The organism is Candidatus Nitronauta litoralis (genome assembly GCA_015698285.1).
GTDB lineage: Bacteria > Nitrospinota > Nitrospinia > Nitrospinales > Nitrospinaceae > Nitronauta > Nitronauta litoralis.
On record CP048685.1, the window covers coordinates 3847106 to 3872500 of the forward strand.

Sequence of the window (25395 nt, forward strand, 5' to 3'; positions counted from 1 at the left end):
GCATCAAAGATCTGCCAGCCGGAAAACCGCCTAAAACCGATATTATCTCTAACGGTTTTGGAAAGTTCCAGGCTGTATTACTCTAAATCTTAACTCCTCATACCGCTAACAGAACAAGGTAACTGAATAAAATTTTAATTTTGTTCTCCCCTCTTTTACCTTTGCCAACTACTTTAAAAATGCGAAATACAAGTTTTTGAAACAGCCCTCCTATCTCGGGTAGTGGAAACGTGGACGAAAAAATCATACTGATTTTAAAGGTCTTTTCCTTTCTTTTTGCCATATTTTTTCTTAACTTAATTTAGGCAACACACACTTGAATACATGGCGACAGGGGCAAACGGGTTTTGTGTTTTTCAAAAACACCGTTTTTTATTTTGCCCAATCAGGCAAACAGAAGAAAGGATCTTTATGAAACACAAAACTCGGAGTTTTTTTATTCCAACGGCTTTTTTCCTGGCTATGGCTTTATTGGCGAATGTATTCGCAATTGCCTTAGCCGCCGAACCCTTATCAGGCGAAGGCCTCGCTTTAACAGGAAAAACAATCGCTGGCCCCACCAGTGCGCCCGGAACTGTAAGAAATAATTTTGATGGTGATCCGGGTTCGGAGTTGCTTGGCGTCCGTGGTGACGGCGTAATTGGTATTGGCCTTCTGAATGGTTCGACCTTTCAGAGTTTTGACCCGGTCTCAGTCCTCGACCCTGCGGCTGGTTGGTCTGTAAATTCCACCGCCGATATGAACGGGGACAATCAATCCGATCTATTCCTCTACAACTCAACCACCGGAGAAATCCGCATCACTCTGATCAATGGAAACTCCATCATCTCCGATGACCTCGTCATGATCCTGGATCCAACACACAATCTGACCCCAGTGGGCGCATCAGATTTTGATGGTGATGGCCGGGCAGAAATCCTTCTCCATGACTCAACAAGTGGATTCACTGGATTGATGCTTTTTGACAACACTGGTGTTTTCACCTCGATTGAACCCGCTGCCTTGATTGACATTGCTGGCGGCTTTGAACTCTATGACACCGGTGATTTTAATGGCGACGGTAAAACTGATTTATTGTCTTTCAATGAGAACACTGGTGATGTAACCGTAACCCTGCTTGATGGCACTAACATCATTTCCCAGGCCACAGCTTTCAACCTGGATCCAACTGAAGAATGGGTTATTCAGGAAACAGGGGATTTCGATGGTGACGGCAAAGAGGATATTCTGCTCCTTCATTCAAATGGTGTGGTCAATATTATCACTATGGATGGGACGACTCCGTCAGGACAGTATACCCCCGGCCTTCTCCAACCAGGATGGCGGATCATCAATGCTGGAAATTATGATTCTGATGAAAAAGCCGATCTTCTTATTCAGGATACCGTGACCAGCTTTGTACACTCCGTCATTCAGGATGGAACAACGATTACATCCGTCAATTTTGTGATTGGACTGGGAATAACTTCAGGCTGGCAATATCATAGTGGCAAAGCCCTCAACCATGCCATCACGATTGCCCCACCCACTCTCTCCGAAGCAGATTTCAAACGGTTTCTAGAACAAAGCACCTGGGGGCCTACCCCCGCGTTGCTGGAACATGTATCCAGTATAGGAAAAGCGGCTTTTCTGGAAGAACAGTTTGCGGCCATTCCTTCAACCTACCCAGACCCGAGAGACGGCACCGATTCTCTGCGCCCCTTGCGTGAGACATTTTTCTACAACGCTTTTCATGGAGACGATCAGCTACGCCAGCGAGTCGCCTTTGCGCTAAGCCAGTTATTTGTGGTTTCGGCCAATACCGTACGCAAGGATGAACAACTCGTGCCCTATATGCGGATGTTACACGACAATGCTTTTGGAAATTTTTACGACTTGATGGAAGACGTGACTCTGAGCTCAACAATGGGCGTCTATCTGGACATGATCAACAACGATAAACCCAAACCCGAAAAAGGCCTCAACCCAAACGAGAATTATGCAAGGGAGTTACTGCAGCTTTTCACTGTCGGACTGAACCTGCTCAATCAGGATGGGACCGAGCAGACAGATTCTAACGGTGATCCCATTCCAACTTATTCGGAAGATGTCATTCTGAACCTGTCACGGGTATTTACTGGATGGACCTACCCCACGCTTCCCGGAAAAACCCCAAAGTGGCCTAACCCGAAAAATTATGATGGCCCCATGGAAGCCAATGAAGAACACCATGACACTGACCCAAAAACATTAATGAATGGCTTCACCATGCCAGGTGGTCAGACAACCCGGGAGGACCTCGAACAGGCTCTCAGGCATATTTTTGATCATCCCAATGTTGGTCCTTTTATTGCGACACGTCTCATCAGGCACCTTGTTAAAAGCAATCCAAGCAAGGAATATATCCAAAGAGTAGCAATGGCATTCAATTCTAACGAAACGGGTGTTCGGGGTGACATGAAATCCGTTTTAACCGCCATCCTTCTCGATCCGGAAGCAGGTGATTCCGATCCGAACGGCGGCCATCTTCGTGAACCTATCCTGTTTTGCAACGCTCTCCTTCGCGCCCTTGGTGCAGATGTAGAAGTGGAAAACACTCTTTACAACCGGACTCGCGAGATGGGACAGGATTTGTTCACCTCTCCAAGCGTATTCAACTATTTTTCTCCTCTTCACAAACCCTCTGGACTCGATCTCTTTGGTCCCGAATTTCAGATCCATACCCAGTCGGCCACCTTTGCCCGCGCAAACTTTGTAGACAAGGCAGTCAATTCAAAGCTGGGTGAGGGTGTTTCCGTAGATTTGTCCTCTTTTGAAAGTATCACTGAGGATCTTGCCCTGATACAGGCAATCGAAGCCGCTCTTCTTCATGAACCGCTCAGCACAACAGAGCGAAACAGTATTATTGCCGCAATTAACGTACCCAAAATTTCAAGCGGAACGCGGGTCGAGGTTGCGGTGTATCTGGTAGCCACCTCTTCACGTTACCAGGTGCAACATTAATTGGGAGAGCATTCTTTAGCAACAGGCATCCCTAAACCTTTGATCCCAGTTTGCCGGTAACCAGGGCAAATCTTTTATAGAGAGGCACAATTATGGCGTCTTACACACGAAGAAAATTCTTGAAACGAGCGCTTCAAATGACGGCTTTCGCCGTTGCATCAAAAATGTTTCCCTTTCAATCCCTGAACGCATTGGCACAAACCTCTGAGGACTACAAAGCACTGGTGTGTGTATTTTTATTAGGTGGAAATGATGCAGACAATACCGTGCTTCCCATTTCCGGGCAGGCCCGCAGTGACTACGACTCCGTCAGGTCCAGTCTTTCAATTTCGGCGAGTAGCCTGTTACCAATCGGGACAGTGAATCACAGCACTTATGGTTCTACTGATTATGGATTACATCCCAGTATGTCTGGAATCCAGGGTCTTTCAGATAATCTGGCGATTGTGGCTAATATGGGGAACCTGGTCGAACCGATGACCAAAGAAGAATATAGAAACCGCACCAAGGAGCGCCCTCTTTCCCTCTTCTCGCATTCCAATCAGCAGGACCAGATGCAGACAGCAAGTCCTGGTGAAAGTTCTTCCACCGGCTGGGGTGGCCGGATAATAGACAATATGCCTGGGGTCAACAATCCCTCAACATTCCCAACCGGTGTCTCTCTTTCCGGTTCGAACAAGTTTCTTGCCGGCTCACCCTCCCAGGCGGCAACTATTTCGGGAAGTGGTGGATTCCAATTGAGTGGTCTCGGAGGCAGCTTTGGGGAAGCACGTACAACGGCAGTTCAGGAGATGCTCGATTTTGATACAGGTTTCAGCCTGGTCCAACACGCCAGCTCCATTTTCTCTGACGGGCTCGCCATTGGTGAAGTCATCAACGATGCCTTGCGCAACACAACAATCAACACGCCCTTCCCTTCCGGTTCACTCGGAACACGGTTAAGGCAAGTCGCACAGTTAATCAAGTCACGCTCAGCTCTGGGGATGAAAAGACAAATCTTTTTTGTCTCGACAGGGGGTTACGACACCCATTCCAATCAACCCGGCCGGCATTCCTCATTACTGACCGGGTTAAGCGAAGCCATGACGGCCTTCTATACCGCAACCGAAGAGCTTGGGATTCCGCAAAAGGTCACTTCTTTTACCCTCACTGATTTTGGTCGTACTTTTCAACCAAACCAGAGAGGCGGGTCGGACCATGCCTGGGGCGGAACCCAGTTTATTCTAGGTGGGGCTGTGAATTCTGGCATCTATGGAAACTTCCCAACTTTGCAGTTGGACGGCCCGGACACAACGGACAGTCGAGGTCGCTGGATTCCAACTACGAGCCTTGATCAGTGTGGTGCCACGCTGGCTACCTGGTACGGTCTGGACCCGGCGGAGCTCGATACTGTGTTTCCAAATCTTTCCAACTTTTCGAGTAACAACCTGGGTTTTGTATAGAAAATAGCCTAAACTACTTTATTAAACCACCCCAGACCTGCCAGGATTCTTGCAAGCTTTCCTGTGTAGGTCTGGCTTTTTCCTGGGTTATTTCCGTATTTCAGGGCCATTTTTCTCTATATTTTCCATTCAAAAAACTGAACTTTGTACATTGAATCCTGAATCATGGAAACGAATCCACCTATAAACTCAGTTAATTTATTATTTTTTAATGAGTTAACTGAAGAGCGTCCGGTGGTCACTAAAACCTTACATTTTGCGACGGAACGGCAACTATTTGATGCGTTTTGTCCCGAGTTAAGCTATATTTAGCCGTCATTTGGATCAAAAACTTTTCCTGCCAAAAGAAATTCAGCTTTTTTTGGGGGTCGCGTGATTTTCTCGGCTCTGGAGCCGTACGATCTTTTTTCATATAAGAGATTGTTCCAGGGATGCTTTAAATGACGGGAAAATTTTACTCGACCTATGTTAAGGAAGTTTTTTGAACCCAAATTCTATTGACAACATCAAAATTTTTTTAGGGAAATTCTTCCCTGAAAAACAAACTCAAATCCGAAATTTTTTTAAATGGGGTAGAAGCGATGTCAGATCAGCCAGACATTATTTACACGAAAGTTGACGAAGCACCTGAACTTGCAAGTGGTTCATTCCTTCCAATCATCCAATCCGTTACCCAGGTTGCAGGGATTAACGTAGGAACCAAGGATATCTCTCTCGCAGGCCGGATCATTTCACAGTTTCCTGAACGATTAAAACCCGAACAGAAGCAGCCCGACGATTTGGCCCTGCTCGGTGAAATTGTATTAGACCCTAATGCGAATGTTATCAAGCTTCCCAATATCAGCGCATCTATTCCTCAAATCCAAGCCGCTGTCGCTGAATTGCAATCACAGGGATACGACATTCCTGATTACCCCGAAGATCCAAAGACTGACGAAGAAAAAGAAATCAAAGCCAAATTTGACAAAGTTAAAGGGAGTGCGGTTAATCCCGTATTGAGGCAGGGCAACTCCGACCGCCGGGCGGCGACGTCAGTTAAAAATTATGCCAAGAGCAATCCCCATAAAATGGGCAAGTGGTCAAAAGATTCAAAAACCAATGTCGCCCACATGAACGGTGGCGATTTCTTTTCCAATGAAAAATCCACCACCGTTTCAGCGGCAAGTGCTGGAAAGGGGAAAATCGAGTTTGTAGGTGCTGATGGGAGTACGACGGTTCTAAAGGATAATGTTGAACTGAAAGAAGGCGCGATCGTCGATGCAAGCTATCTGAGTAAAAATGCCCTGCGTGCTTTTATTAAAGAGTCGGTACAAAAAGCTAAAGACCAGGGCGTTCTCCTGTCCATGCACATGAAAGCCACCATGATGAAGGTTTCCGACCCCATCATTTTTGGACATGGTGTCACCGTATTTTTTGAGGATGTCTTCACAAAACATGCTGATACTTTCAAGGAAATCGGTGTGAACCCTAACAATGGCCTTGGAGACGTTTATGCCAAGATCGGAAGCCTTCCTGCCGCAAAGCAGGATGAAATCAAAGCAGACATTGATGCCTGCATTGACAAAGGCCCAGACCTGGCAATGGTTGATTCGGACAAGGGCATTACGAACTTCCATGTCCCCAGTGACATTATCATTGATGCTTCCATGGCAGCGGCCATCAGGACTTCCGGAAAAATGTGGGGTCCGGATGGTAAAGAGCATGACACACTGGCTATTATCCCGGACAACAGTTATGCAGGAATTTACCAGGCCGCTATCGATTTCTGCCGTGAAAATGGTGAGTTTGATCCGACAACCATGGGAACTGTTCCCAACGTTGGGCTGATGGCTCAAAAAGCTGAGGAATACGGCTCACATGACAAAACCTTCGAAGCACCTGGAGACGGCACCATCCGCCTGGTTGACAACGCGGGCAACACCCTTCTTGAACACAAAGTGGAAGAAGGCGACATCTACAGAAGTGCCAGTGTAAAAGATATTCCAATTCAGGACTGGGTAAAACTGGCTGTTTCCAGAGCCCGTTTATCCAACACACCGGTGGTCTTCTGGTTAGATAAAAACCGTGCACATGATGCACAGCTCATCGAAAAACTGAACACTTACCTGAAAGACCACGACACAAACGGCCTGGATATTTCCATCATGTCTCCTGTAGATGCGATGAAGCATTCACTGCAACGCGCCAAAGAAGGTAAGGACACGATCTCAGCAACAGGTAACGTTCTTCGTGATTACCTCACGGACTTGTTTCCCATTCTCGAACTGGGCACCAGTGCCAAAATGCTGTCGATCGTACCCCTTATCAAGGGCGGCGGACTGTTCGAAACGGGAGCTGGTGGTTCAGCCCCAAAACACGTGCAACAGTTTGTAAAAGAAGGTCACCTGCGTTGGGAATCCCTGGGTGAATTTCTGGCACTCTCAGAATCCCTGGCGCATCTAGGCCGGGTAAAAGGGAACGCCAAGGCGCAGATCCTTGCTGAAACTCTCGACCGCGCCGCCGGCACTTTGATGAACAACAAAAAGTCTCCCGGCCGTAAGGTAGGCGAACTGGATAATGCTGGAACGCACGTGTACTTGACGCTGTATTGGGCACAGGAACTGGCAAATCAAAATGACGACCAGGAACTTAAAGACAAGTTCACTCCAATCGTCAAGGAATTGGAATCCAAACTGGATACCATTCTGAAGGAACTGAATGCCAACAAGGGTAAAGAGGTTGATATTGGAGGTTACTACCGTCCCGACCCTGAAAAGGTAAAAGCGGCGATGCGCCCTAGTGCGACTTTCAATGCCATTATGGACAGTATCTGAAGCTAGTCATCAGTTTTCCTGGGGAATTTTTTAAATTTCCCCTTTGATAAAATAGTAAAGGCCTGAAGGGGTTTCCCTTCAGGTCTTTTTTATTACAACCTTGTATCTAACAGAGTTCTATTGGTTCCTTTGCTCCCGTGTAACGAGAAAAGCAAATGCCGCCAGAGACCATAAGACATAAGAGGTAATATTGTCCAAAGCATAAAGGTACAGGTTTTCCTGGCGAATCACTGACCTTACCCCAATCAATGCAATAAACCCAGCCACAATAAGAAGATACATTTTGACGTATTTCATCGACAATCCAAAACCGTTCTTTTAATTTTTTCAACAAATATACGCGACGATAATTTATCAAAACACCATGTTAAGGTAGAATAGCTCATATAAATTATTTTTGAATCCACCTGCCACCCTCCCTTCTATTGAATGCTTGATACCGTAATTAACATTTCCAAAGAAACTGGCGAAAGAATCATGCAAGTTTATGATTCAAACGACTATCAGATCCAAATCAAGGAGGACGGAACTCCGGTCACCCGCGCCGATCTGATCGCGCACGACTATATCACAAAGGCCCTGAAGCACGAGTTTGGTTATCCTGTAATTTCCGAAGAAGCACCTGTTCCTCCATACGAAGAGCGCCAAACCTGGAGTCAATTCTTTCTGGTCGACCCGGTAGACGGTACCCGGGATTTCATTGCAAAGAATGACGAATTTACCGTGAATATTGCTCTGGTTTCCGGAGGGGAACCCGTTCTGGGAGTAGTCCTTGTTCCTGCAAAAGGAGAATTGTTTTTTGCCCGCAAAGGCAAAGGTGCCTGGATGCGTACCAACAATTCAGAAGACTTACCACTCCCTCTGGAAAAACAAGAAGGCTGGGTATTGGCAAGAAGCTGGCACCATGACAATTCCATGATTGAGGCTTTTGCTAAAAACAACAATATTAGCCAAAGCATTAAAATGAGTTCCGCCATTCGACTGGCACGCCTTTCCCAGGGAAAGGTGAATCTATGCGTTGTATCCAATAAATCGAAAGAATGGGATATTGCAGCGGGGCAGGTAATCCTGAAAGAAACCGGGGGCAGCATTGTGGAAATGGAATCGGGCAAGGAACCCGCATACAACAAGCCTGACATGCAGAATGCCTTTTCACTTGCAACGGCATCAGGTGTTTCCTTATCGCAATTGAAGCTCTAATTCTTTGTATTTACGCCACTTAAAGCGTACGCTATTGACAAGACCGTGACAGAGCCCCAGTTTAGTATTAAGAGGTCTTACGAAGGTTTTAATGACCTAACATTTCAACCAGGAGGTGTTTCCATGGAATGGTTAGACATCTCGGAATCGGGAATGATTTTTATGGGTATTGCAGCAGGAATCGCCGTAATAGGGATGTTTCTGTTTATGGGAAAAAATATGGAATGAGTCTAATAAAAAAAGGCCATCCTTAAATGGGTGGCCTTTTTTGTATATTGCTGTTCTCAGGTTTTTATAAGGTCTTTAATAGAAAATACTCCAACAATCTTGCCTCTTTCAGTTACGGCCAGTCGTTTTATTTTTTTTCGAAGAAGTTTGTCTTTCGTTTCCTGAACTGTTAACAGGTAATCCATTGTCAACATAGGACGAGTACAAACTTCGTCAACCTTTACCATTCCAGGGTCTTTTGATTTAGCCAGCACTCTATTGATTATGTCAGAGCGGGTGATCATCCCGGAATAATCATCCCCATCCTCGACCAGCAGGCAACCAACCTTTTTTTCCGCCATAATCGCGGCCGCATCAAAAATAGTTGCTTCCGGGGAAACGCTTATCACCGGGCTGCTCATATAATCACGTAAAATTTGCATGGGCCTCCAAATAGAAAATGAAATCTTATAATAAATATAAAGGTAAAGATGGAAAATGCAATCAGTAACTTACCGCCGCCCAGGTTCCAGGCGTTTTTTAATTATCCGATCGTATTCATTTTCGATGATCTCCGCGGTATTGTCCCAACAAAATTTCTTTCGAATGTCTATTTTTGCCGCCGCTCCAAACATCTCCATCCTGTCAGGGTCAGAAATACATTCAATCAACTTTGCTGCAAGCTCCTCAATATTACCTGGCGCAACCAGATTTCCCGTTTTTCCATTGATGATGAATTCAGGGAGTGCCCCCACTCTTGTGGCGATTACAGGCAAACCGGTTGCCATCGCTTCCGCAATAGCCAGTCCAAAACTTTCAATCCTTGAGGGGAATACTCCCGCAAGACTTTCGGAGGCCATTTTTCTGATGGTCGCCTCATCTTTCCAACCCTCAAATGAGACGGCCTCACTTATTCCCAGGCGTAAAGCCTTGCTCATGTATTCCTCTCGAAGTGCACCTTCGCCCACCAAAAGTAATTTAATATCGCTAAAATATTCACGGACTATTTTGAAAGCTTGGAGGAGCTCCGGAATCCCTTTTTGATCTGCCATGCGCCCCCACAGTATTAATTGTTTTTTCTGACCCTTCTCTCTCTTCACCTCATACCATTCAGAGGACACACCTGGAGAAACAACTTTTACTTTTCCAGGACTCAGTGCATCAAGAGCTTCTACCACCAGATTTTTTGAAAATTCACTAAAGGTAAAAACCAGATCAGCGCTCTGGGCCGTTGCTCTTTCAAGGTGGGTATTGACTGATTTCAGTAACCGTAAGGGACGGCCAATACTTTGGAGCAATCCCTCCGAGGGCAGAAAATTAGCATGAGATGTATAAAAGAATGGGATCTTAGCTTTTCTACAATGGGTGGGTGCAAACAGAGCTTCTTCAGCGTTTCCATGAACCAGATCAAAACTACCGGTTTCAATTAAACGTTTAATTTTTTTTCCGAAAGAAAAAATATTCAGATTTATGGTAGCGACTTGATAGAACTTTGCCCACTCTACAGAATAAGAAAGCCCGGGTGGATGTGGGTCCTTAGGCCTACGACCATATAACACGGTGACCTCATGCCCACGCCTTGAAAAAGCTGTCGCGAGATGATGAACCGCCAATGTCCCCCCCCCTTTGTTTCGAGTCCAGGGAGAACCATTTGCAGTTAAAAGGATACGCATGAATTTTCTAAGAATACAACTGGATGATTTGAGATGGATTGACGCCCAACTTAACCAGATCCTTGAAAATGGATTCCTGCCACGAATATGATGAAATGATAACTTTTAAGTCACCGGACTGCCATTGCTCCGGGTTCAGTGCAGAAGGCTCCACAATAGGGATACCGTGAATGAAGCTTCCAGATTTCACAGGATCATTATCCACAATCAGAAACAGCCGCTTTCCGGAAAACAATGAAGTCAAACGCCCCAGGAATTCTGTGTGATGCCCTCCTCCCCAGATAAGAAAGTTTCCATTTTCCGGTAAGAGGTCAACAACCGCCTGGACTTTTCTTATAGAATTTTCCCTGCATTCAACATATTCCAAAGCCATTTCTTCTTCATTTTTGAGATCCATCCTATCGGATACACATTCCCTCTGTTCAGTTGGTGAAGCCAGAACTCGAAAACCGTTCCCCTGTAAATCCAGTTTTTGGTCAACTTTCCACCCAGCTTCCGAGAGCATTCGCACAAGTGTATTTCGGCTGAAATGTGATCTATGGGGAACTGAAAAAAATCCACATATATCAGGCCCATGTGTCTCAACCGCCCTGTCCAGAACGGGAACTTCAACAAGTAAACGTGAAGTTGATCTTGTTTCTTTCCTCAACAACCGTAAAAACTCCAGTGGAGATGACAGGTGTTCAAGAAAATGGAATATAGTGATCAGATCAGCTTGAGGAAAGATGGAAGGGTTTTCGAGGTCTTGCTGGACAAATCGGATATGGGGAAATTTCAACCGGCCAGAAAGCACCATTTTCTCGTCCGTCTCAAAACCTGAAAGGGTGAAGCCTTCAGGAAAACCTCCCAGGAAGGAGCCATCACCACAACCCAGGTCTAAAACTGACCTGACTTCAGGGGCCATACTTAGAACCCAGTCGACCCGTTCTTCCGGATCACAATATCCATAGCTTGCACCGGCCCGTTCCATCAGCCAACGCGCACCTTCCCGAGTAAACCAAGGGTCGGTGTATACCATTCCGCAGCTATCACAAAATGCGACTCGATGGGTAAAACGATTCTGCCCATCCCGATCTTCAAAGCATTGAAGATCGTGCGTGCAAACAAGCTCCAAACCACCGCCAGCCCTGCAAAACGGGCAGAGGGTTTTGGATTGCAACGCTAAGGGAGGAATTTTATTCAGGAGTCTTTTGTAAGGACTCCAACCAAAGCCGGTTGAGACAGTCATAGATTGAATTATACAGCCCAATAAATATTATTTTTCTTAACGACTTTAAAACACAAAAACTCAAGAACCAGCTTCCCGGGCAGCCCAATCAAACCTTTATCAATTGATTTCCCTGGGATGATGGAGCTTCAACTATTTCCAAGGGAGTTAGAGGGGTCGCTTTTTCCTTGTCGACAGGGCGACTGGCAAACCAATATACCATGCCGACAAATACAGCTCCTCCCACCATGTTTCCAAAGCTTACCCAGATCAGGTTGTGACCAAAACCCGAAAATGTAATCATTTCCCCATGTGGCAACATAAGGGTAAGTCCAAGAACTGTCATATTGGCTACACAATGTTCGAATCCGGAAGCGATGAAAGCAAACAGGCACCAGAAGATCATGATAAGTTTGGCCGCGTCTCCCTGCATTCGGGAAGAAGTCCAGACAGCAAGGCAGACCAGCCAATTACATAAAACTCCCCGAACAAACAACTCCCAACCTCCAACGGTCATTTTACTTTCTCCAACTTTCAATAGGAGGTCGACGGCTCCATGAGTAAGGCTTCCAGATTGCACCATCAAGCCGGCAATGAATATGGAGCCCGCCAGATTCCCCAGGTAGCAGATGAGAAACAACTTGAGTACCGCGCTCCATCGAACCACTCTATTGAGCCCACCAATGACCATCGTCATATTATTTCCTGTAAACAGTTCAGACCCTGCAAATATGACAAGACTCAATGCGATGCCAAAACTGGCCCCCATGATCAGCTTCAAATAAGCGCCACCACCAGCAACATGGATCGGCCCTCCAACGGAAAATATCAAGAGAATGCCAAACCCGACATAAATCCCTGCAAGACAGGACAAAACAAAGTAGCCCAAAGGAGATCTGTCCAGATACTTGATTTTATTTTGGGCAATCTCATTCAAATTATTAATTTCCGCCTGAAACATTTGATTTCCTCCAACAGTTTCCCTGTTTATTTTTCAAGTAGTGGAAACCGGTTCTCTATTTTGACCTTCTGATTCCGGCATTCGTATTCCACGAGCTTTCCTTCTTTTTCGAACTGGATGCATTTTTTCCCGGGTATGAAAAGGAACCAGGTGCTGTAAGACATCGGGCAAATCTTCGCATGGAATATTCTCCATGATACGAGTGGCCAGTTGAGCGTTTGGACCTGTACGCCCCCCGACGAACACATCCACTGCATCGACTATTTCTCCTTTTACCCGCGTGCGTTTTCCAAGAAGACCAATGTCCGCAACAAGATGATTACCGCAACCTGCAGGACAACCGGACCAGTGAATGGATAACGGGGTGATTTCCTCCATTCGCTTTTCGAGTTCACGCGAAACCTTAACCGCTCTTGATTTCGTTTCTATAGTGGCCATGGAACAATAATCGGATCCAACGCAACTCACCAAATGGCGGGTCATCCCGAAGGGAGCATACAAAAGCTCTTTTAAAAGAGGTTCTTCAAGCAAGTCTCCCAGCTTTTTATCAGGAACATGTGGCAGGATGAGATTCTGGCTTGGAGAAAGCCTTATGTCCCCAGTCCCATAGCGCTCCGCTAAAACCGCAGCCTGTCTGAAACTGGAGGCAGATATCCTCCCGGTCACAACCTTCAAACCCACAAAATTCATTCCCGGCTGCTTCTGTCTGAAAATTCCAATATGGTCATTTTTTTTTTGTTCACGTGCATCTGTGCCCGCTGTCATCAAATCTCGCTCCAGCACTTGCACTAGTTCCTTTCGGAACCGGCCTTCGCCCCATTCCTCCAGAAGAAAAGCAAATCGATTTGCGGTTCGTGTCTCTCGATCACCGAAATCGCGATAAATGCGAATAATGGCATCACACACCTCAACAACTTCATCTGGCTTAACAAAAATATCCAGTGGTGTGGCAATGCGATACCCACCGGACCCCAGTTTTCCTCCACCCAGAACGTTAAAACCCGTGAGTGTTTCACCCTCGATAATTTTCCTGGCCGGAATTAAAGCCAGATCCTGGGTTTCAGCCTCTACACAATTGTGCGGACATCCCGAGATTGACATATTGAATTTCCTGGGCAAGTTGGTGAATTCTTTGTTCTCCAGAATATGCTGGGTCATCGCCATTACCTGAGGCATTCCGTCCAAAATCTCAGTTGATTGAAGGCCAGCAACGGAACAACCCATAATGTTGCGTACATTATCCATACCCGTCTGAAGCGAACTCAATCCGACAGACTCCATAATTTCAAATACGGCCAGCACATCTTCAATCTTCAAACTTCTAAGCTGGATTTGTTGACGTGTGGTGATATCGATCACACCATTTCCGTAGTTTTCCGCAATGTCTGCCAAAGCTTTCACTTGATGTGAATAAGTCATTCCATTGGGAATTCGAACACGGACCATAAACAAACCCGGTGTCGGTTTTCTGAGAAACAGGCCATACCATTTGAGCCGGTGGATATCTTCTTCTGAAATGGATTGCCACCCTTCCTGACCAAACCGGGCGAGGTCCTTTTTTATTTCCAGGCTATCCTTTTCACTCTTGAATTTTTCCACTTTATTCATAATGGCACTCCCATGAAGTTCTGTCTGGCCATCTGGCCGTTTTAATAACACTTCAAAGGTCGTGCCAATTAAAAAACTAAAACCCTAACTTGTTTTGTTTAAACCATTTGAATGTTTGTCTTTGTAGATATCAAACTTCTTTGGAAGGTATTTCAAATCGCAGGAAAGCCTAATAAACAAACAGAAAATAAAATGATGCTCAAAAAACAATCAAAACCAAAACTATTGGAAATAAAAATTCAGGAGGATGAAATTTCAGTTTTTCTAATAGCAAATAACTGGTCTGCAAACACATCAATGTCGTATTTACCTAAAATCGATAGTTTATCTAATGCCCGGTTGCAATAAAACCCGACATGCGTGGGATCATCTTTATACCACCATTGTTTGAAATGTTCGGGGGCTTGAGGATGTTCAATAAATGAGTTGGTCAGCAACGTGGAAAAAACCATGACTCCCCCGGGAGCAAGAATCTTCTCCAGTTCTTTTAGTTCAACCCAGGGGTCGGGAAGGTGCTCTATCACCTCCACCCCAATCACGGCATCGAATTTCCGTGAATAATTTTGATCTTTCAGGTAACCATGAACCATGGGTTCGAGGGGGGTGGTTGAAACACCCATCTCGTTGAGCGCTTTAGCCAGGCTGCCACATCCAGACCCGAAATCCAGGATGGACTCCGGTTTTGTATATTGCATGATTACATTCAACAATACCTGAGCTTTACTCAACCAACTGTCTGGCTCGGCTTCTCCCCACTGCTTTTTGTAGTGTGCCTCCTCTTCAATCTCTGAAACATGATCCGGGGAAAATATGAACCAGCAATCGGGGCATTTGAAAAACCTTCTTCCATTTTCAAAAAAGAGCCCTGACGGCCTTTTACAGATTCTACAGTCCATCGTGTGTCCGCGTAAATATAAGGAAAAATTGGGTTTTCTGGTAGAAAGAATGCTTTTTTTCCTTTAATCTGAGTTTAGGCTCAGGTTTAAAACCAATCCCACACCCTGTAATTCCAACCTGGGCATTGGAAATCAGCATTTTCAAACGCTCCTTCAGGCCCAAGCCAGTGAGGGGCATTAAGATTAATGTTTTCTTTTCGGTTAATATTATTAATGGCCTTAGCTATTCTGGTCGGTTCCAAACATATTTATGGAAAAAATTAAAGTTCTCGTAGTCGATGATTCAGTAGTTATCAGAAAAATTGTTTCAGACGCACTAGCTCATGACTCGTCTTTAGAAGTAGTCGGTGTAGCGGCCAATGGGAAAATTGCCCTCCAGAAAATTCCTGTTTTAAAGCCCGATATTTTAACTCTGGACATGGAAATGCCAGAGATGGATGGCCTTGAAACCCTGGACCATCTTAAAAAACTGCATCCGGAAATCCCGGTCATTATGTTCAGCACGCTTACCCAGAAAGGTGCGGCGGCAACCTTGGATGCACTCGCACGTGGAGCGGTCGATTACACCGGGAAACCTTCCAATTTAAGCAACAATCGCGGTGGGGCCGATCAAATCAAGAATGACCTCATACCCAAGATAAAAAATATATGTGCAAGAAGAAAAAAAACAAGCGTTCCCGCTTCCCTCAATTTGGAAGTCAAAACCCCTGCTAGCGCATCTCCTTCAACAGTAAAAACAGTTCTTGCCTCCCCTTCCCTCGGCTCTTCACGAATCGACTGCGTGGCCATTGGAGTTTCCACAGGGGGACCCAATGCATTATCTGAATTGATGCCAGTATTTCCGGCAGATTTTCCAGTCTCGATTTTAATCACCCAACACATGCCTCCTCACTTCACAAAACTGCTTGCAGATAGATTAGCTGCAAAATCAAACCTTGAAATAGTTGAGAACAAGCCGGGAATGTTGCTGAATCCGGGAAAAGCTATTATCGCTGCCGGTGATTACCATTTGACGGTGCATCGAAAGGATAATATTTTGGTGACCGGTGCCAACCAGGAGCCACCTGAAAACTCATGCAGACCTGCTGTTGACGTTATGTTCAGGTCCGTTTCACAAGTTTTTGGCAAACACGTACTGGGGGTGATTTTAACGGGAATGGGTCAGGATGGGCTAAAAGGATGCGAAGTTATTAAAAAATATGGAGGGAGAATTATTATACAAGATGAAGCGACGAGCGTGGTTTGGGGCATGCCTGGAATTGTGGCCAAGGCAGGGTTGGCTGAGAAATCACTTCCACTGAATAAAATTGGTCCCACAATCATTCAAATGTGCAACGATCATCGGATCGTCTAATAGAGTCACGATGCCTCATTACAATAGTCCAAGGTACAAAATCAAGTCCCGGGTTTTTTCCCAACACCTTCTCTTGCCCCGGCAACTTTGACAAAAATCTCATCATCCTGAATTTTAAAAAGCATGAGTTGGGTGGGAATACCCCGAGGCAGCAAAGGTTCAACATCATGTCCCTTCATAATAGTTGGCAGGGACATCGCAACTTTTATCTCATCCTTTGCAAGACGTGCAACAATATCTCCGGCAATCACATTAGCCACTTCCCCTACCACGTCCCCCATTTCCGGGCTGTCGTAAGCCAGTTCAAACCCTGCAAATTTAAGCGCCAGGCTTTCTGCAGATTTCTTTGGCAGTGTCACCATCAACAACCAGGTTATATCTCCCACAAAAGAAATAATTCCAAGAACACCTTCGCCAACAGATGACCTTACTTCTTCGACTGGAATTGGAGCCTCTCCAAACATTGTCCCAAAGCAGTTAATCACGGAATCCTGGACACAGGTAGTCAATTGCTCAGGTATGCATTCCGCAGTAAACTCATATGACATAAGTTTCCCCTTTTAAAATTTTTCGAACCGGGCCCCACTCTTGCACACCGACCAAGACTCTCTTCTTTCAAATTAAATCAATGACCCTCTACCATTTTTTATCTTTATTTTCGTTTATTTTATTTAGAAAAATCCCTGATTTTTTATTCCAGAAAAACCAGTTAAAAATCTTATTTCCAAAAGATCGCTACCTACATCCACAATAGAATTGCATTGGTGCTTATTGTCAACTTAAAAAACCAATATTTCACAGTTTTTCCACAGCCCGGCTTTCGTAAGAACAAGGCCTAAAGATAGCTGTTTTCTAAAATAAATTGAATTGGTTCGTCGCATTCCCTGTATTTCGGCTTCAATAATCTGCGATCAGGTTTTCAGTTACTGGAAGAAAAAAAACTTCTTTTAACCATTCGGATAAAGTCAAAGGCGTCAACAACCCACATAAACTATTTAAAGATAGCCTGGATTTTTTCTTCCAGTTGATTTGCATTGAAAGGTTTAACAATATATTGACTGACACCTGCCTGCACCGCCTCCACTATTTTTTCCTTGTCCGCTTCTGAGGTTACCATCAGGAATGGGATGCCTTTTATTGAGCCATCATCCCGAACGGATTTCAGGAACTCAATCCCCGTCATTTTTGGCATATTCCAATCCGAAATGATCAGATCCAGTCCTCCCTCTTGAGCCCGCTTCAACCCCATTTGTCCGTCCTCGGCATCTGAAAGGTTGTCATTGCTAAACCCAAGTTGTTTCAGGTTGTTTTTGATGATCTGACGCATTACCGACGAATCATCGACCACCAGAACTTTTTTCCCTTCGTACGCCATTTTAATTCCCCATCAAATAAAATGTTTCAGATAAGTTAAGCAACACCCAGGAGTTTGTTCCTCTTGAAAGCACCTACTAAAAAAGTCAAACGAGATAAATACGATACAAATTTCTATGTGTTTGTTAATCAACCGAAAAAAAGCAAAATTGTTCCTCCAGAAGCAAACTACTTCCGCCAATTTATAGTTTTAGTAGAAACGTCCCTTAAAAACCTGTCAAGGAAAAATCTTGGTTTTGGGATATTAAAATGGAAGACAATTGCAAAACGGAATCTATTTAAAAAAACCTGCGTTTTAAACAGTGACGGCCTGAGTTTCCTCATAGAGAGTGTCTCTCTCCATGGGAATGCGTCCTGCTTCTCTAATCATAGAAATAATTGTGCTTTGATGAAAAATCTGATCTGTCGCCGCGCCAGCGGCATGTATTATTTTTTCTTCCACTACAGTTCCGTCCATATCATCTGCTCCAAAGGACAACGACAATTGCGCAATCCGCGGAGTGATCATGATCCAGAATGCTTTCACGTGCGGGAAGTTATCCAACATCAGGCGTGAAACGGCAAGCGCCCTAAGATCAAGTTGTCCCGAAGTCGAGGGAAGAAATTCCAGAACCGTATTCTCCGGGTGGAACGACAAGGGAATAAAGGTCACAAACCCACCGGTCCTGTCCTGCAGTTCCCGTAACCGGATCAGGTGATCAACTCTTTCCTCTACCGTCTCCAGATGACCGTACAACATGGTGGCATTACTTTTCAAACCTACCTTGTGTGCAGTCTCATGAACATGAAGCCAGTTTTCACCAGTCAGTTTTTCATTACAGATTTTTTTACGGACACGCTTGGCAAAAATCTCAGCGCCGCCCCCAGGAATTGACCCAAGACCAGCCTCTCTCAGCTCGTCCAGCGTCTCATCCAGCGGCTTGCCTGCAAGCTCTGCAAGGTAGCCCAGCTCAATCGCCGTGAATGCCTGAATGTGAACTTCCGGGAAACGTTCCTTTAATCCTTTTACCATATCAAGGTAGTACGAATATGGGAGGTCAGGGTGCAAGCCACCGACGATGTGAAACTCACTGACCTTTCCATCGTTGTAAGCTGCTGCATCCGAAAAAATTGTGTCCAGAGACTTCATATAAGCATCAGGATTATCTTCTTTGACGCCAAATGCACAGAACTGGCAACTGTGAATACAGATATTGGTCGGATTTATATGGCGGTTATGGATGAAAAACGTCTCGTTGCCATTGACGCGTTCCCGAACCTGATTAGCCAAATGCCCCACGCCAAGAATGTCGGGAGTAGTCCATAAAGTCACGCCATCTTCAAATGACAAGCGCTCCCCTGCCCTGACTTTCGACTCAATGTCAGACAACGAAGAATCCAGATATTCAAACATAATCATCCATCGTTAGAATTAATTCTTATTTCCAGTAAACACCCCAAAATCCTATCACAGGCTGGTCCATGATTCCAATCCCGTCAGTTGCCAGAGAAGTTTCTACGACTCACCGATAATTTTTCGGGCGGTCCTTTTCTGCTTCTTCCTGTCGTACATTTTCCGCGAGGATTTCACCTGCATATGAAACGTTTTTTGCCATAAGACTTTGGCCACGGGATCCTGGCTTTCAATCACAATAGGCTTCCCGTCCGCCCTGATCGTTTTTTGCTCTTTTTTTCTCATTCTATCCACACACAATCCGCAATAACGATCACCATCAGCACGACGCTAATGAGCCCGTTTACATTAAAGAAAGCAACATTCACTTTTGAAAGGTCATCTTTTTTTACGAGCGAATGCTCAAACCATAACAAACCCGCCACCGCGGCAACCCCTGCGAAATAAACCCAACTCAATAAGGGGGAAACCAACAACCCAAGCAGGAAAATCACCATAATCATATGAGAACCAGAAGCCAGCTTCAAAGCATTTTCGACACCAAAACGTTTTGGAACAGAATACAGGTTGTGCTTCCGGTCATTATCGACATCCATACAAGAGTACAATATATCAAATCCCGCCAACCAGAATATAACGGCCGCGCCCAGAACCAGAGACAAAATCGAAATTTCCTCACGGATCGCCACCCACGCCCCAACCGGAGCAACCGACAAGGCCAGTCCCAAAAACAGGTGGGAAGCCCATGTAAAACGTTTGGTCAGGGAATAAAAAAACACGATGATGAGGGCAAGCGGGGATAACATTAAGGCCAGCGAGTTTAATTGGCCAGCAGCAAATATAAAAATTGCTGAAGAAACCAATAAGAACAGCCAGTAGGCGGTTTTCCCGACAGCCCCGGCAGGCAAAGCCCGGTTTTGTGTTCTCGGGTTGATTGCATCAAAACGCGCATCCGCTATTCGGTTAAACGCCATGGCGGCACTGCGCGCCCCCACCATACACACCAGAATCCAAAGTAACTGATGCCAGGTCGGAAACCCCTCCGCTGCCAGAAAAGCACTCATGATGGCAAACGGCAGTGCAAACACCGTGTGCTGGATTTTTATGTCCTGTAAAATGACAAACAATTTTTGAAACATTAATATTGCCTAACTCTCCCACCCGGTCCTTCTGTAGATGACAAATAACTCTTCAACCCTTTCCAACTAATGCGTATGATATACCATTTTAAATCATCAAAAACTTAATGCATTCAGTCCACTTTAATGAGCGGATCGTATCTAAAGAATGCTCTGAATTTTAGAATCGAAATATGGACAATTTAAAACGCCTCAGTAAATTGTTAAGCCCCTATAAGAAAGCCCTCTTCTGGGGAAGTATCTTTCTTGTCATTTCATCCGCGACAAATCTAATCGTTCCCATGTTTATCCGTGACCTGGTGGATGTGGTCATGGTGAAAAAAGACCTCGCAGCCCTCAATACGATGGCGTTGTCCATCTTCGGCCTGTTTATTGTGCAGATGGTATTTTCTACAGGACACAACTATCTTTTCGATCTGACAGAAAAAAGGGTCATTGCCGATTTCAGGAAAAAGATATTCGACCATCTACACACCCTGTCGCTCGGTTTTTTTGTCAAACGGCGAACCGGGGAAATCATGTCCCGATTGACAAACGATGTCACTACCGTCGAGGGGTTTGTAACCGATCTTCCAGCCACTGTCATTCAACAGTCCATCCGGCTACTCGGCGGCATTGTCATCATCATTTATTTGAACTGGAAATTGACCTTTACCATTCTGATTTTGCTTCCCGTCCTGATTCTTTACGCAAAAACCTACGGAAAGCGTTTAAAATTTCTTTCCAAAGAAATCCAGGACAAACTGGCAAACGCAACCACCATCATTGAAGAAAACATCAGTTGTATCCCCGTCGTCAAATCATTCGTACGCAGCAAACTGGAGATGAACCGGTTTTCGGATGCGATTGAAGACACTTTTCAGTCGGCAAAAAAACGCGTGGCCATTTCAGCTTTTTTTGGACCGACCATTGGCTTGATTTCATTCTCTACAGCTCTGGCCCTGCTCTGGTACGGAGGACATGAAGTCATTGATGGCAGTATCAGCCCGGGAGAACTGATTGCTTTCATCCTATACGCCACCATTATCGCAGGCCCCATGGGCAGTTTTGCCCGGCTATACACCCGCGTCCAGGAAGGACTCGGGGCCAGTGAACGTATTTTTGAAATCCTGGACACCAAAGGAGAAGTCAGCGACTCACCGGATGCTGTACCCATGCCTCGAATCGAAGGAAGGGTTTGTATAGAAAACCTTCATTTTCACTATCGAGAGGACCAGGAAGTGATTTCCGGTATTCAAATGGATGTCGAACCCGGAGAAATGGTCGCACTGGTGGGTCCCAGCGGTGCAGGCAAAACAACGCTCATCAATTTGCTCCACCGGTTTTACGACCCCACTCAAGGAACAATTCTCGTCGATGGTCTGCCCATTCAAAAAGCAAAACTGGAAAGCTACTGGAGCCAGATTGCCCTGGTTCCCCAGGAAACTATCCTGTTCGGGGGTACTATCGAAGACAATATCCGCTATGCACGGGAAGGGGCGACGGATAAAGACGTGGTCGAGGCCGCCAAAACTGCAAACGCGCACGGTTTTATTACCGAATGTCCCGATGGGTATAAGACAATTGTTGGTGAAAAAGGCATTCGTCTTTCAGCCGGACAACGCCAGCGCATTGCCATCGCAAGGGCCATTCTAAAAAACCCGCGCATGTTGATCCTGGACGAGGCTACCTCCGCCCTGGATAACGAATCGGAGCTTTTAATCCAGGAAGCGCTGGACCGACTCATGAAAGACAAGACGTCCTTCGTTATCGCGCATCGCTTGTCCACAATACACAATGCGGACAAAATAATTGTAATGGATAAAGGCTGCATTGTAGAAACAGGCACACACACTGTGTTGATGGCACAAAAAGGTCTCTATCAAAAACTGTACACACTGATGAGCTTTCAACTGAAACAGGAAGCCGAAACCCCTTAACCTCCCGCATTTTTTCCACCCAATAAAAAAAACGAAGGCAGGTATTTTCTAAATGTTTCCCTTGTCTGTTCCACGTTCACCGTGGCCCTCCAGATATTTTGAATCCCGCAACCCTGACACCAAAAATCTTCCTTTTTCCCGAAAAATATTTATTCCTTAAATTTAGATCAGGAAACGGTTTAAAAACAAAGGTCAAAAACCCTCCTTTTTCTTTTAATTGCAGAAAAGCCCTCGCTCTACACAGAGAATCCAATAAAAACAACGTCGTTTCGCCTACTCCCCAGGACTAGAAAAAAACTACCTCATTGGGTTCAATACTTGTTGAAACTATAATTGCAGGTCTTATACTAAATTCACGAAAATTAAACTAAACCTATTATTCAAAATACCAAATTTTTCAGATGACGATTGGATTAAACAATCAAAAGATCATTACCGGTGTTACCGCTATCATCATTTTATTCCTGCTGGTTCTGGGTTGGCTTGGAATAAATAGTGTTGAAGACCGGTTAAAAGAAAACCTCCGTGTACAGTTAAAGACAAACCTGCACGCCACTCAGGAAGCGTTTAACCTGTGGGCCAAGGATAAAAAACTGGACGCAGAAACATTATCCAATCAACCCATGATAAAAAAATATATCCGGGAATTGATTACCCTCTCCCAGTCTAAAAACCTTTCTCCCAAGGACCTTCTCAATTCAAAACCCCTGGCATGGCTCAGGAGCAATCTGGAGAAAGCATGCACCAGATATGGATTCATCGGTTTTGTCGTTTTTGATCTAAAAGGATTGCAGGTTGGAGCTCTTCTGGATGAACCGGTAGGAAAATCAAACCTGCGAAATCAATCCGGTTTTTTTTACAATTCCATTCGTGGAGAAACTGTTCTCTCTCTTCCTTTTAAAGGAGATATCCCTCTTCCGGATTCCGATGGAAAATTACAGGAAAATTGGCCCACGATGCTGGTTTCTACCCCTATTTTTTCGGAAAATGAAAAAGTAATTGGGGTACTGGCATTCAGGATTCGGCCAGAACTGGATTTAAGCCAAATAATGACACTTGGTCGATTCGGGCAAAGCGGCCAATCTTATATTTTTGACAAGAATGCAAATCTGTTAACTAAAAGCAGGTTTGACGAACAATTAAGGACCGCAAACCTGCTAACCCCCGATCAAAAATCAATCTTGAATATTCAAATAAGGAATCCTGGGAGGAACCTTATTGAAAAGCCCTTAGTAAAGAAAGAATCCCCCTCAAGTTGGCCACTAACCCGTATGGCCCAGTTGGCCCTGCAACAAACCACTGATGAAGATACCGACGGATACCTGGACTATCGAGGTGTCCCCGTGGTTGGTGCCTGGACCTGGCTCCCAGAGTATGAAATTGGACTGACCACAGAAATCGATAAGTCTGAGGCCTACAGGCCCATCTATGCTCTGGTGAAATGGTTTTTAGGACTTGGCACATTATTAATACTCACATGTCTGGTTGGATGGAAATTGAGCACCCAATACCAAAACAGCCGCCTGGAGGCAATTCAAAGCGAAAAACGCCTAAACTCCATAATGAACAGCCTCCAGGATGCCATCATTGCTATTGATGAATTTGGAAAAATATTATCCGTAAGCCCTTCAGTTAAAGATCGCTTTGGTTATTCCATGCATGAATTATTAGGACAAAATGTAAAAATTTTAATGCCCGAACCATACCATTCTGAACATGACAGTTACCTTGAGACATACAAAAGAACCGGCAAAGCAAAAATAATAAATATTATGCGAATCCTTGAAGGGAAACGCAAAGACGGCAGTATTTTCCCACTGGAGTTAAGAGTCACCGAAACCCAATGGGACGGGAAGCCTCAATTCACCGCTATCATCCGTGACATTTCAGATTTAAAACTTTCGGAAGAAAAGTTAAAAGAAGCTAACCAACTATTAGAAGAAAGAATTGAGGATAGAACCCAGGACTTACAAAAGGCCACTATCAAAGCCGAACGAAGCAGTGCCGCGAAAACCGAATTTCTTTCAAGAATGAGCCACGAACTCAGGACCCCCATGAATGCCATACTCGGGTTCAGCCAGCTAATGACCGCCAATGAAAAAGAACCCTTGTCAAAGCATCAGAGCTCCCAGGTAAGTGAAATCATGAAGGCGGGAAAACATCTGTTAGAGCTCATAAACGAAGTACTGGATCTGGCTTCGATTGAATCGGGGAAAATCACCCTTTCTCCCGAACCTGTATGCATTGTGGATTTGATGAATGAAGTTCTTTCAGTAGTTGAACCCCTGGCAGAGCAATACAATATCAGTCTGATCAATGAAATAGAGCAAGACAACGCGATATTCATCAAAGCGGATAAAGTTCGTGTCAAGCAGGTTTTATTAAATCTGATTTCAAACGGGATCAAATATAACCGCGTGGGAGGAACGGTAACTCTTTCAGTGGTCAACAACAATACTCAAAACCTTCGAGTCAATATTCAGGATACCGGGATGGGAATCCCCCACGAAAAACTAAACAAACTATTTGAACCGTTTGATCGACTGGGTGCCGAAACCGGTGAAGCCGAGGGTACGGGAATTGGTATGACCATTTCAAAAAAGCTGATGGAGGTAATGAAGGGAACAATAAATGTTGAAAGTGTCGTAGGAAAAGGAAGTTGCTTTCACATCACCTTACCCAAATGCGATCCACCCAAGGAGATCATAACATTAAAGGAAAACAACATCAGGGTCTCTAAGCCATCACAAACGGAAAGCGAAAAAAAATATACAGTCCTTTATATAGAAGACAACCCGGCCAATTTGAGATTGGTTGAAGATGTTCTGTCCTCCCGTCCTGATATTAGTTTCTTAGCAGCAACACAGGCGGGGTTAGGCCTTGAGCTTGCCCGGGCACACCGTCCGGATCTAATCATTATGGATATTAATTTACCGGAAATGGATGGCTATCAAGCCTTGAAACATCTTCAAAATTATGATGAAACTTTTAATATTCCCGTAATCGCTTTGAGCGCCAATGCGATGAAAAAAGACATCGAAAGAGGGCTTAATGCCGGGTTCAAAGATTATCTCACCAAACCTTTTGACATGTTATATTTTTTAAGTGTGATCAACAGGTTTATCCCTTCATCACAGGAAACTACAGAGAATTAAACATTCCGTACAAAACCCTATCCACCCGGTAATTTTCATTTAAAGCATTTTTGTATTTTTATTGATTTGGGA

General features: G+C 44.9%; 18 protein-coding genes. 7 read left to right on the top strand and 11 right to left on the bottom strand.

Translation table 11 applies throughout. The annotated features are described in order from the left end of the window. Positions 1 to 411 precede the first annotated feature (411 nt). The 3 genes from G3M70_17585 (at position 412) to G3M70_17595 (ending at position 7237) form a co-directional block, all read left to right on the top strand. Positions 412 to 2982: a DUF1800 family protein gene (locus G3M70_17585; protein ID QPJ63590.1), complete on the top strand. Its 2571-nt coding sequence runs from the start codon at positions 412 to 414 to the stop codon at positions 2980 to 2982. 137 nt (positions 2983 to 3119) lie between these two features. After that, entirely contained in the window at positions 3120 to 4424 is a 1305-nt protein-coding gene (locus G3M70_17590; GenBank protein QPJ63591.1) for a DUF1501 domain-containing protein, read from the top strand. 581 nt (positions 4425 to 5005) lie between these two features. Then, the gene (locus G3M70_17595) at positions 5006 to 7237 is read left to right on the top strand and encodes an NADP-dependent isocitrate dehydrogenase (protein ID QPJ63592.1); all 2232 of its coding nucleotides are present in this window, start codon (positions 5006 to 5008) and stop codon (positions 7235 to 7237) included. Positions 7238 to 7354: 117 nt separating this feature from the next. Here G3M70_17595 and G3M70_17600 read toward each other — a convergent pair whose 3' ends face one another. After that, a complete protein-coding gene (locus G3M70_17600) occupies positions 7355 to 7534 on the bottom strand; it encodes a hypothetical protein (protein ID QPJ63593.1) in 180 nt (59 codons plus the stop codon). Between the two features lie 180 nt (positions 7535 to 7714). Here G3M70_17600 and G3M70_17605 point away from each other — a divergent pair, with 180 nt between their 5' ends. Further along, entirely contained in the window at positions 7715 to 8437 is a 723-nt protein-coding gene (locus tag G3M70_17605) for a 3'(2'),5'-bisphosphate nucleotidase CysQ (protein QPJ63594.1), read from the top strand. A gap of 284 nt (positions 8438 to 8721) precedes the next feature. Here the strand turns inward: G3M70_17605 and G3M70_17610 are convergent, their stop codons facing one another. The 6 genes from G3M70_17610 to G3M70_17635 all read right to left on the bottom strand — a co-directional run bounded on the left by G3M70_17610 (position 8722) and on the right by G3M70_17635 (position 14989). Then, positions 8722 to 9087, bottom strand: a complete 366-nt coding sequence (locus G3M70_17610; protein QPJ63595.1) for a CBS domain-containing protein — start codon at positions 9085 to 9087, stop codon at positions 8722 to 8724. Positions 9088 to 9156: 69 nt separating this feature from the next. Next, entirely contained in the window at positions 9157 to 10317 is a 1161-nt protein-coding gene (locus G3M70_17615) for a glycosyltransferase family 4 protein (protein QPJ63596.1), read from the bottom strand. Positions 10318 to 10324: 7 nt separating this feature from the next. Beyond that, on the bottom strand, positions 10325 to 11545 hold the full coding sequence (locus G3M70_17620) for a class I SAM-dependent methyltransferase (GenBank protein ID QPJ63597.1): 1221 nt from the start codon (positions 11543 to 11545) through the stop codon (positions 10325 to 10327). Between the two features lie 88 nt (positions 11546 to 11633). Further along, positions 11634 to 12485 carry a formate/nitrite transporter family protein gene (locus G3M70_17625; protein QPJ63598.1) on the bottom strand — a complete coding sequence of 284 codons (852 nt, stop codon included), beginning with the start codon at positions 12483 to 12485 and terminating at the stop codon, positions 11634 to 11636. A gap of 33 nt (positions 12486 to 12518) precedes the next feature. Continuing rightward, complete coding sequence (locus G3M70_17630) at positions 12519 to 14093, bottom strand: ferredoxin--nitrite reductase (GenBank protein ID QPJ63599.1); 1575 nt, start codon at positions 14091 to 14093, stop codon at positions 12519 to 12521. Between the two features lie 239 nt (positions 14094 to 14332). Further along, complete coding sequence (locus G3M70_17635) at positions 14333 to 14989, bottom strand: class I SAM-dependent methyltransferase (protein QPJ63600.1); 657 nt, start codon at positions 14987 to 14989, stop codon at positions 14333 to 14335. Positions 14990 to 15239: 250 nt separating this feature from the next. On the opposite strand from G3M70_17635, the gene G3M70_17640 reads away from it, so the two are divergent. Beyond that, positions 15240 to 16343, top strand: a complete 1104-nt coding sequence (locus G3M70_17640) for a chemotaxis response regulator protein-glutamate methylesterase (GenBank protein ID QPJ63601.1) — start codon at positions 15240 to 15242, stop codon at positions 16341 to 16343. 41 nt (positions 16344 to 16384) lie between these two features. Here G3M70_17640 and G3M70_17645 read toward each other — a convergent pair whose 3' ends face one another. The 4 genes from G3M70_17645 to ubiA all read right to left on the bottom strand — a co-directional run bounded on the left by G3M70_17645 (position 16385) and on the right by ubiA (position 20249). Further along, positions 16385 to 16891 carry a chemotaxis protein CheX gene (locus tag G3M70_17645; protein QPJ63602.1) on the bottom strand — a complete coding sequence of 169 codons (507 nt, stop codon included), beginning with the start codon at positions 16889 to 16891 and terminating at the stop codon, positions 16385 to 16387. Positions 16892 to 17334: 443 nt separating this feature from the next. Next, positions 17335 to 17718 carry a response regulator gene (locus tag G3M70_17650; protein QPJ63603.1) on the bottom strand — a complete coding sequence of 128 codons (384 nt, stop codon included), beginning with the start codon at positions 17716 to 17718 and terminating at the stop codon, positions 17335 to 17337. A gap of 294 nt (positions 17719 to 18012) precedes the next feature. After that, positions 18013 to 19113: an aminofutalosine synthase MqnE gene (gene mqnE / locus G3M70_17655; GenBank protein ID QPJ63865.1), complete on the bottom strand. Its 1101-nt coding sequence runs from the start codon at positions 19111 to 19113 to the stop codon at positions 18013 to 18015. Between the two features lie 278 nt (positions 19114 to 19391). Beyond that, complete coding sequence (gene ubiA, locus G3M70_17660; protein ID QPJ63604.1) at positions 19392 to 20249, bottom strand: UbiA family prenyltransferase; 858 nt, start codon at positions 20247 to 20249, stop codon at positions 19392 to 19394. A gap of 173 nt (positions 20250 to 20422) precedes the next feature. Here ubiA and G3M70_17665 point away from each other — a divergent pair, with 173 nt between their 5' ends. Beyond that, entirely contained in the window at positions 20423 to 22168 is a 1746-nt protein-coding gene (locus G3M70_17665) for an ABC transporter ATP-binding protein (protein ID QPJ63605.1), read from the top strand. 401 nt (positions 22169 to 22569) lie between these two features. Next, positions 22570 to 25323 (top strand): PAS domain S-box protein, encoded by a 2754-nt coding sequence (locus G3M70_17670; protein QPJ63606.1) that lies wholly within the window; start codon positions 22570 to 22572, stop codon positions 25321 to 25323. Positions 25324 to 25395 lie beyond the last annotated feature (72 nt).

What these genes read in the sequence shown, in the direction of transcription:
- G3M70_17630 (QPJ63599.1), bottom strand. Translation starts at nt 14,093, where the DNA reads ATGAATAAAGTGGAAAAATTCAAGAGTGAAAAGGATAGCCTGGAAATA.
- G3M70_17615 (QPJ63596.1), bottom strand. Translation starts at nt 10,317, where the DNA reads ATGCGTATCCTTTTAACTGCAAATGGTTCTCCCTGGACTCGAAACAAA.
- G3M70_17595 (QPJ63592.1), top strand. Translation starts at nt 5,006, where the DNA reads ATGTCAGATCAGCCAGACATTATTTACACGAAAGTTGACGAAGCACCT.
- G3M70_17605 (QPJ63594.1), top strand. Translation starts at nt 7,715, where the DNA reads ATGCAAGTTTATGATTCAAACGACTATCAGATCCAAATCAAGGAGGAC.
- G3M70_17600 (QPJ63593.1), bottom strand. Translation starts at nt 7,534, where the DNA reads ATGAAATACGTCAAAATGTATCTTCTTATTGTGGCTGGGTTTATTGCA.
- G3M70_17670 (QPJ63606.1), top strand. Translation starts at nt 22,570, where the DNA reads ATGACGATTGGATTAAACAATCAAAAGATCATTACCGGTGTTACCGCT.
- G3M70_17645 (QPJ63602.1), bottom strand. Translation starts at nt 16,891, where the DNA reads ATGTCATATGAGTTTACTGCGGAATGCATACCTGAGCAATTGACTACC.
- G3M70_17635 (QPJ63600.1), bottom strand. Translation starts at nt 14,989, where the DNA reads ATGGACTGTAGAATCTGTAAAAGGCCGTCAGGGCTCTTTTTTGAAAAT.
- G3M70_17590 (QPJ63591.1), top strand. Translation starts at nt 3,120, where the DNA reads ATGACGGCTTTCGCCGTTGCATCAAAAATGTTTCCCTTTCAATCCCTG.
- G3M70_17625 (QPJ63598.1), bottom strand. Translation starts at nt 12,485, where the DNA reads ATGTTTCAGGCGGAAATTAATAATTTGAATGAGATTGCCCAAAATAAA.
- ubiA (QPJ63604.1), bottom strand. Translation starts at nt 20,249, where the DNA reads ATGTTTCAAAAATTGTTTGTCATTTTACAGGACATAAAAATCCAGCAC.
- G3M70_17640 (QPJ63601.1), top strand. Translation starts at nt 15,240, where the DNA reads ATGGAAAAAATTAAAGTTCTCGTAGTCGATGATTCAGTAGTTATCAGA.
- G3M70_17665 (QPJ63605.1), top strand. Translation starts at nt 20,423, where the DNA reads ATGGACAATTTAAAACGCCTCAGTAAATTGTTAAGCCCCTATAAGAAA.
- G3M70_17585 (QPJ63590.1), top strand. Translation starts at nt 412, where the DNA reads ATGAAACACAAAACTCGGAGTTTTTTTATTCCAACGGCTTTTTTCCTG.
- G3M70_17650 (QPJ63603.1), bottom strand. Translation starts at nt 17,718, where the DNA reads ATGGCGTACGAAGGGAAAAAAGTTCTGGTGGTCGATGATTCGTCGGTA.
- G3M70_17610 (QPJ63595.1), bottom strand. Translation starts at nt 9,087, where the DNA reads ATGCAAATTTTACGTGATTATATGAGCAGCCCGGTGATAAGCGTTTCC.
- G3M70_17620 (QPJ63597.1), bottom strand. Translation starts at nt 11,545, where the DNA reads ATGACTGTCTCAACCGGCTTTGGTTGGAGTCCTTACAAAAGACTCCTG.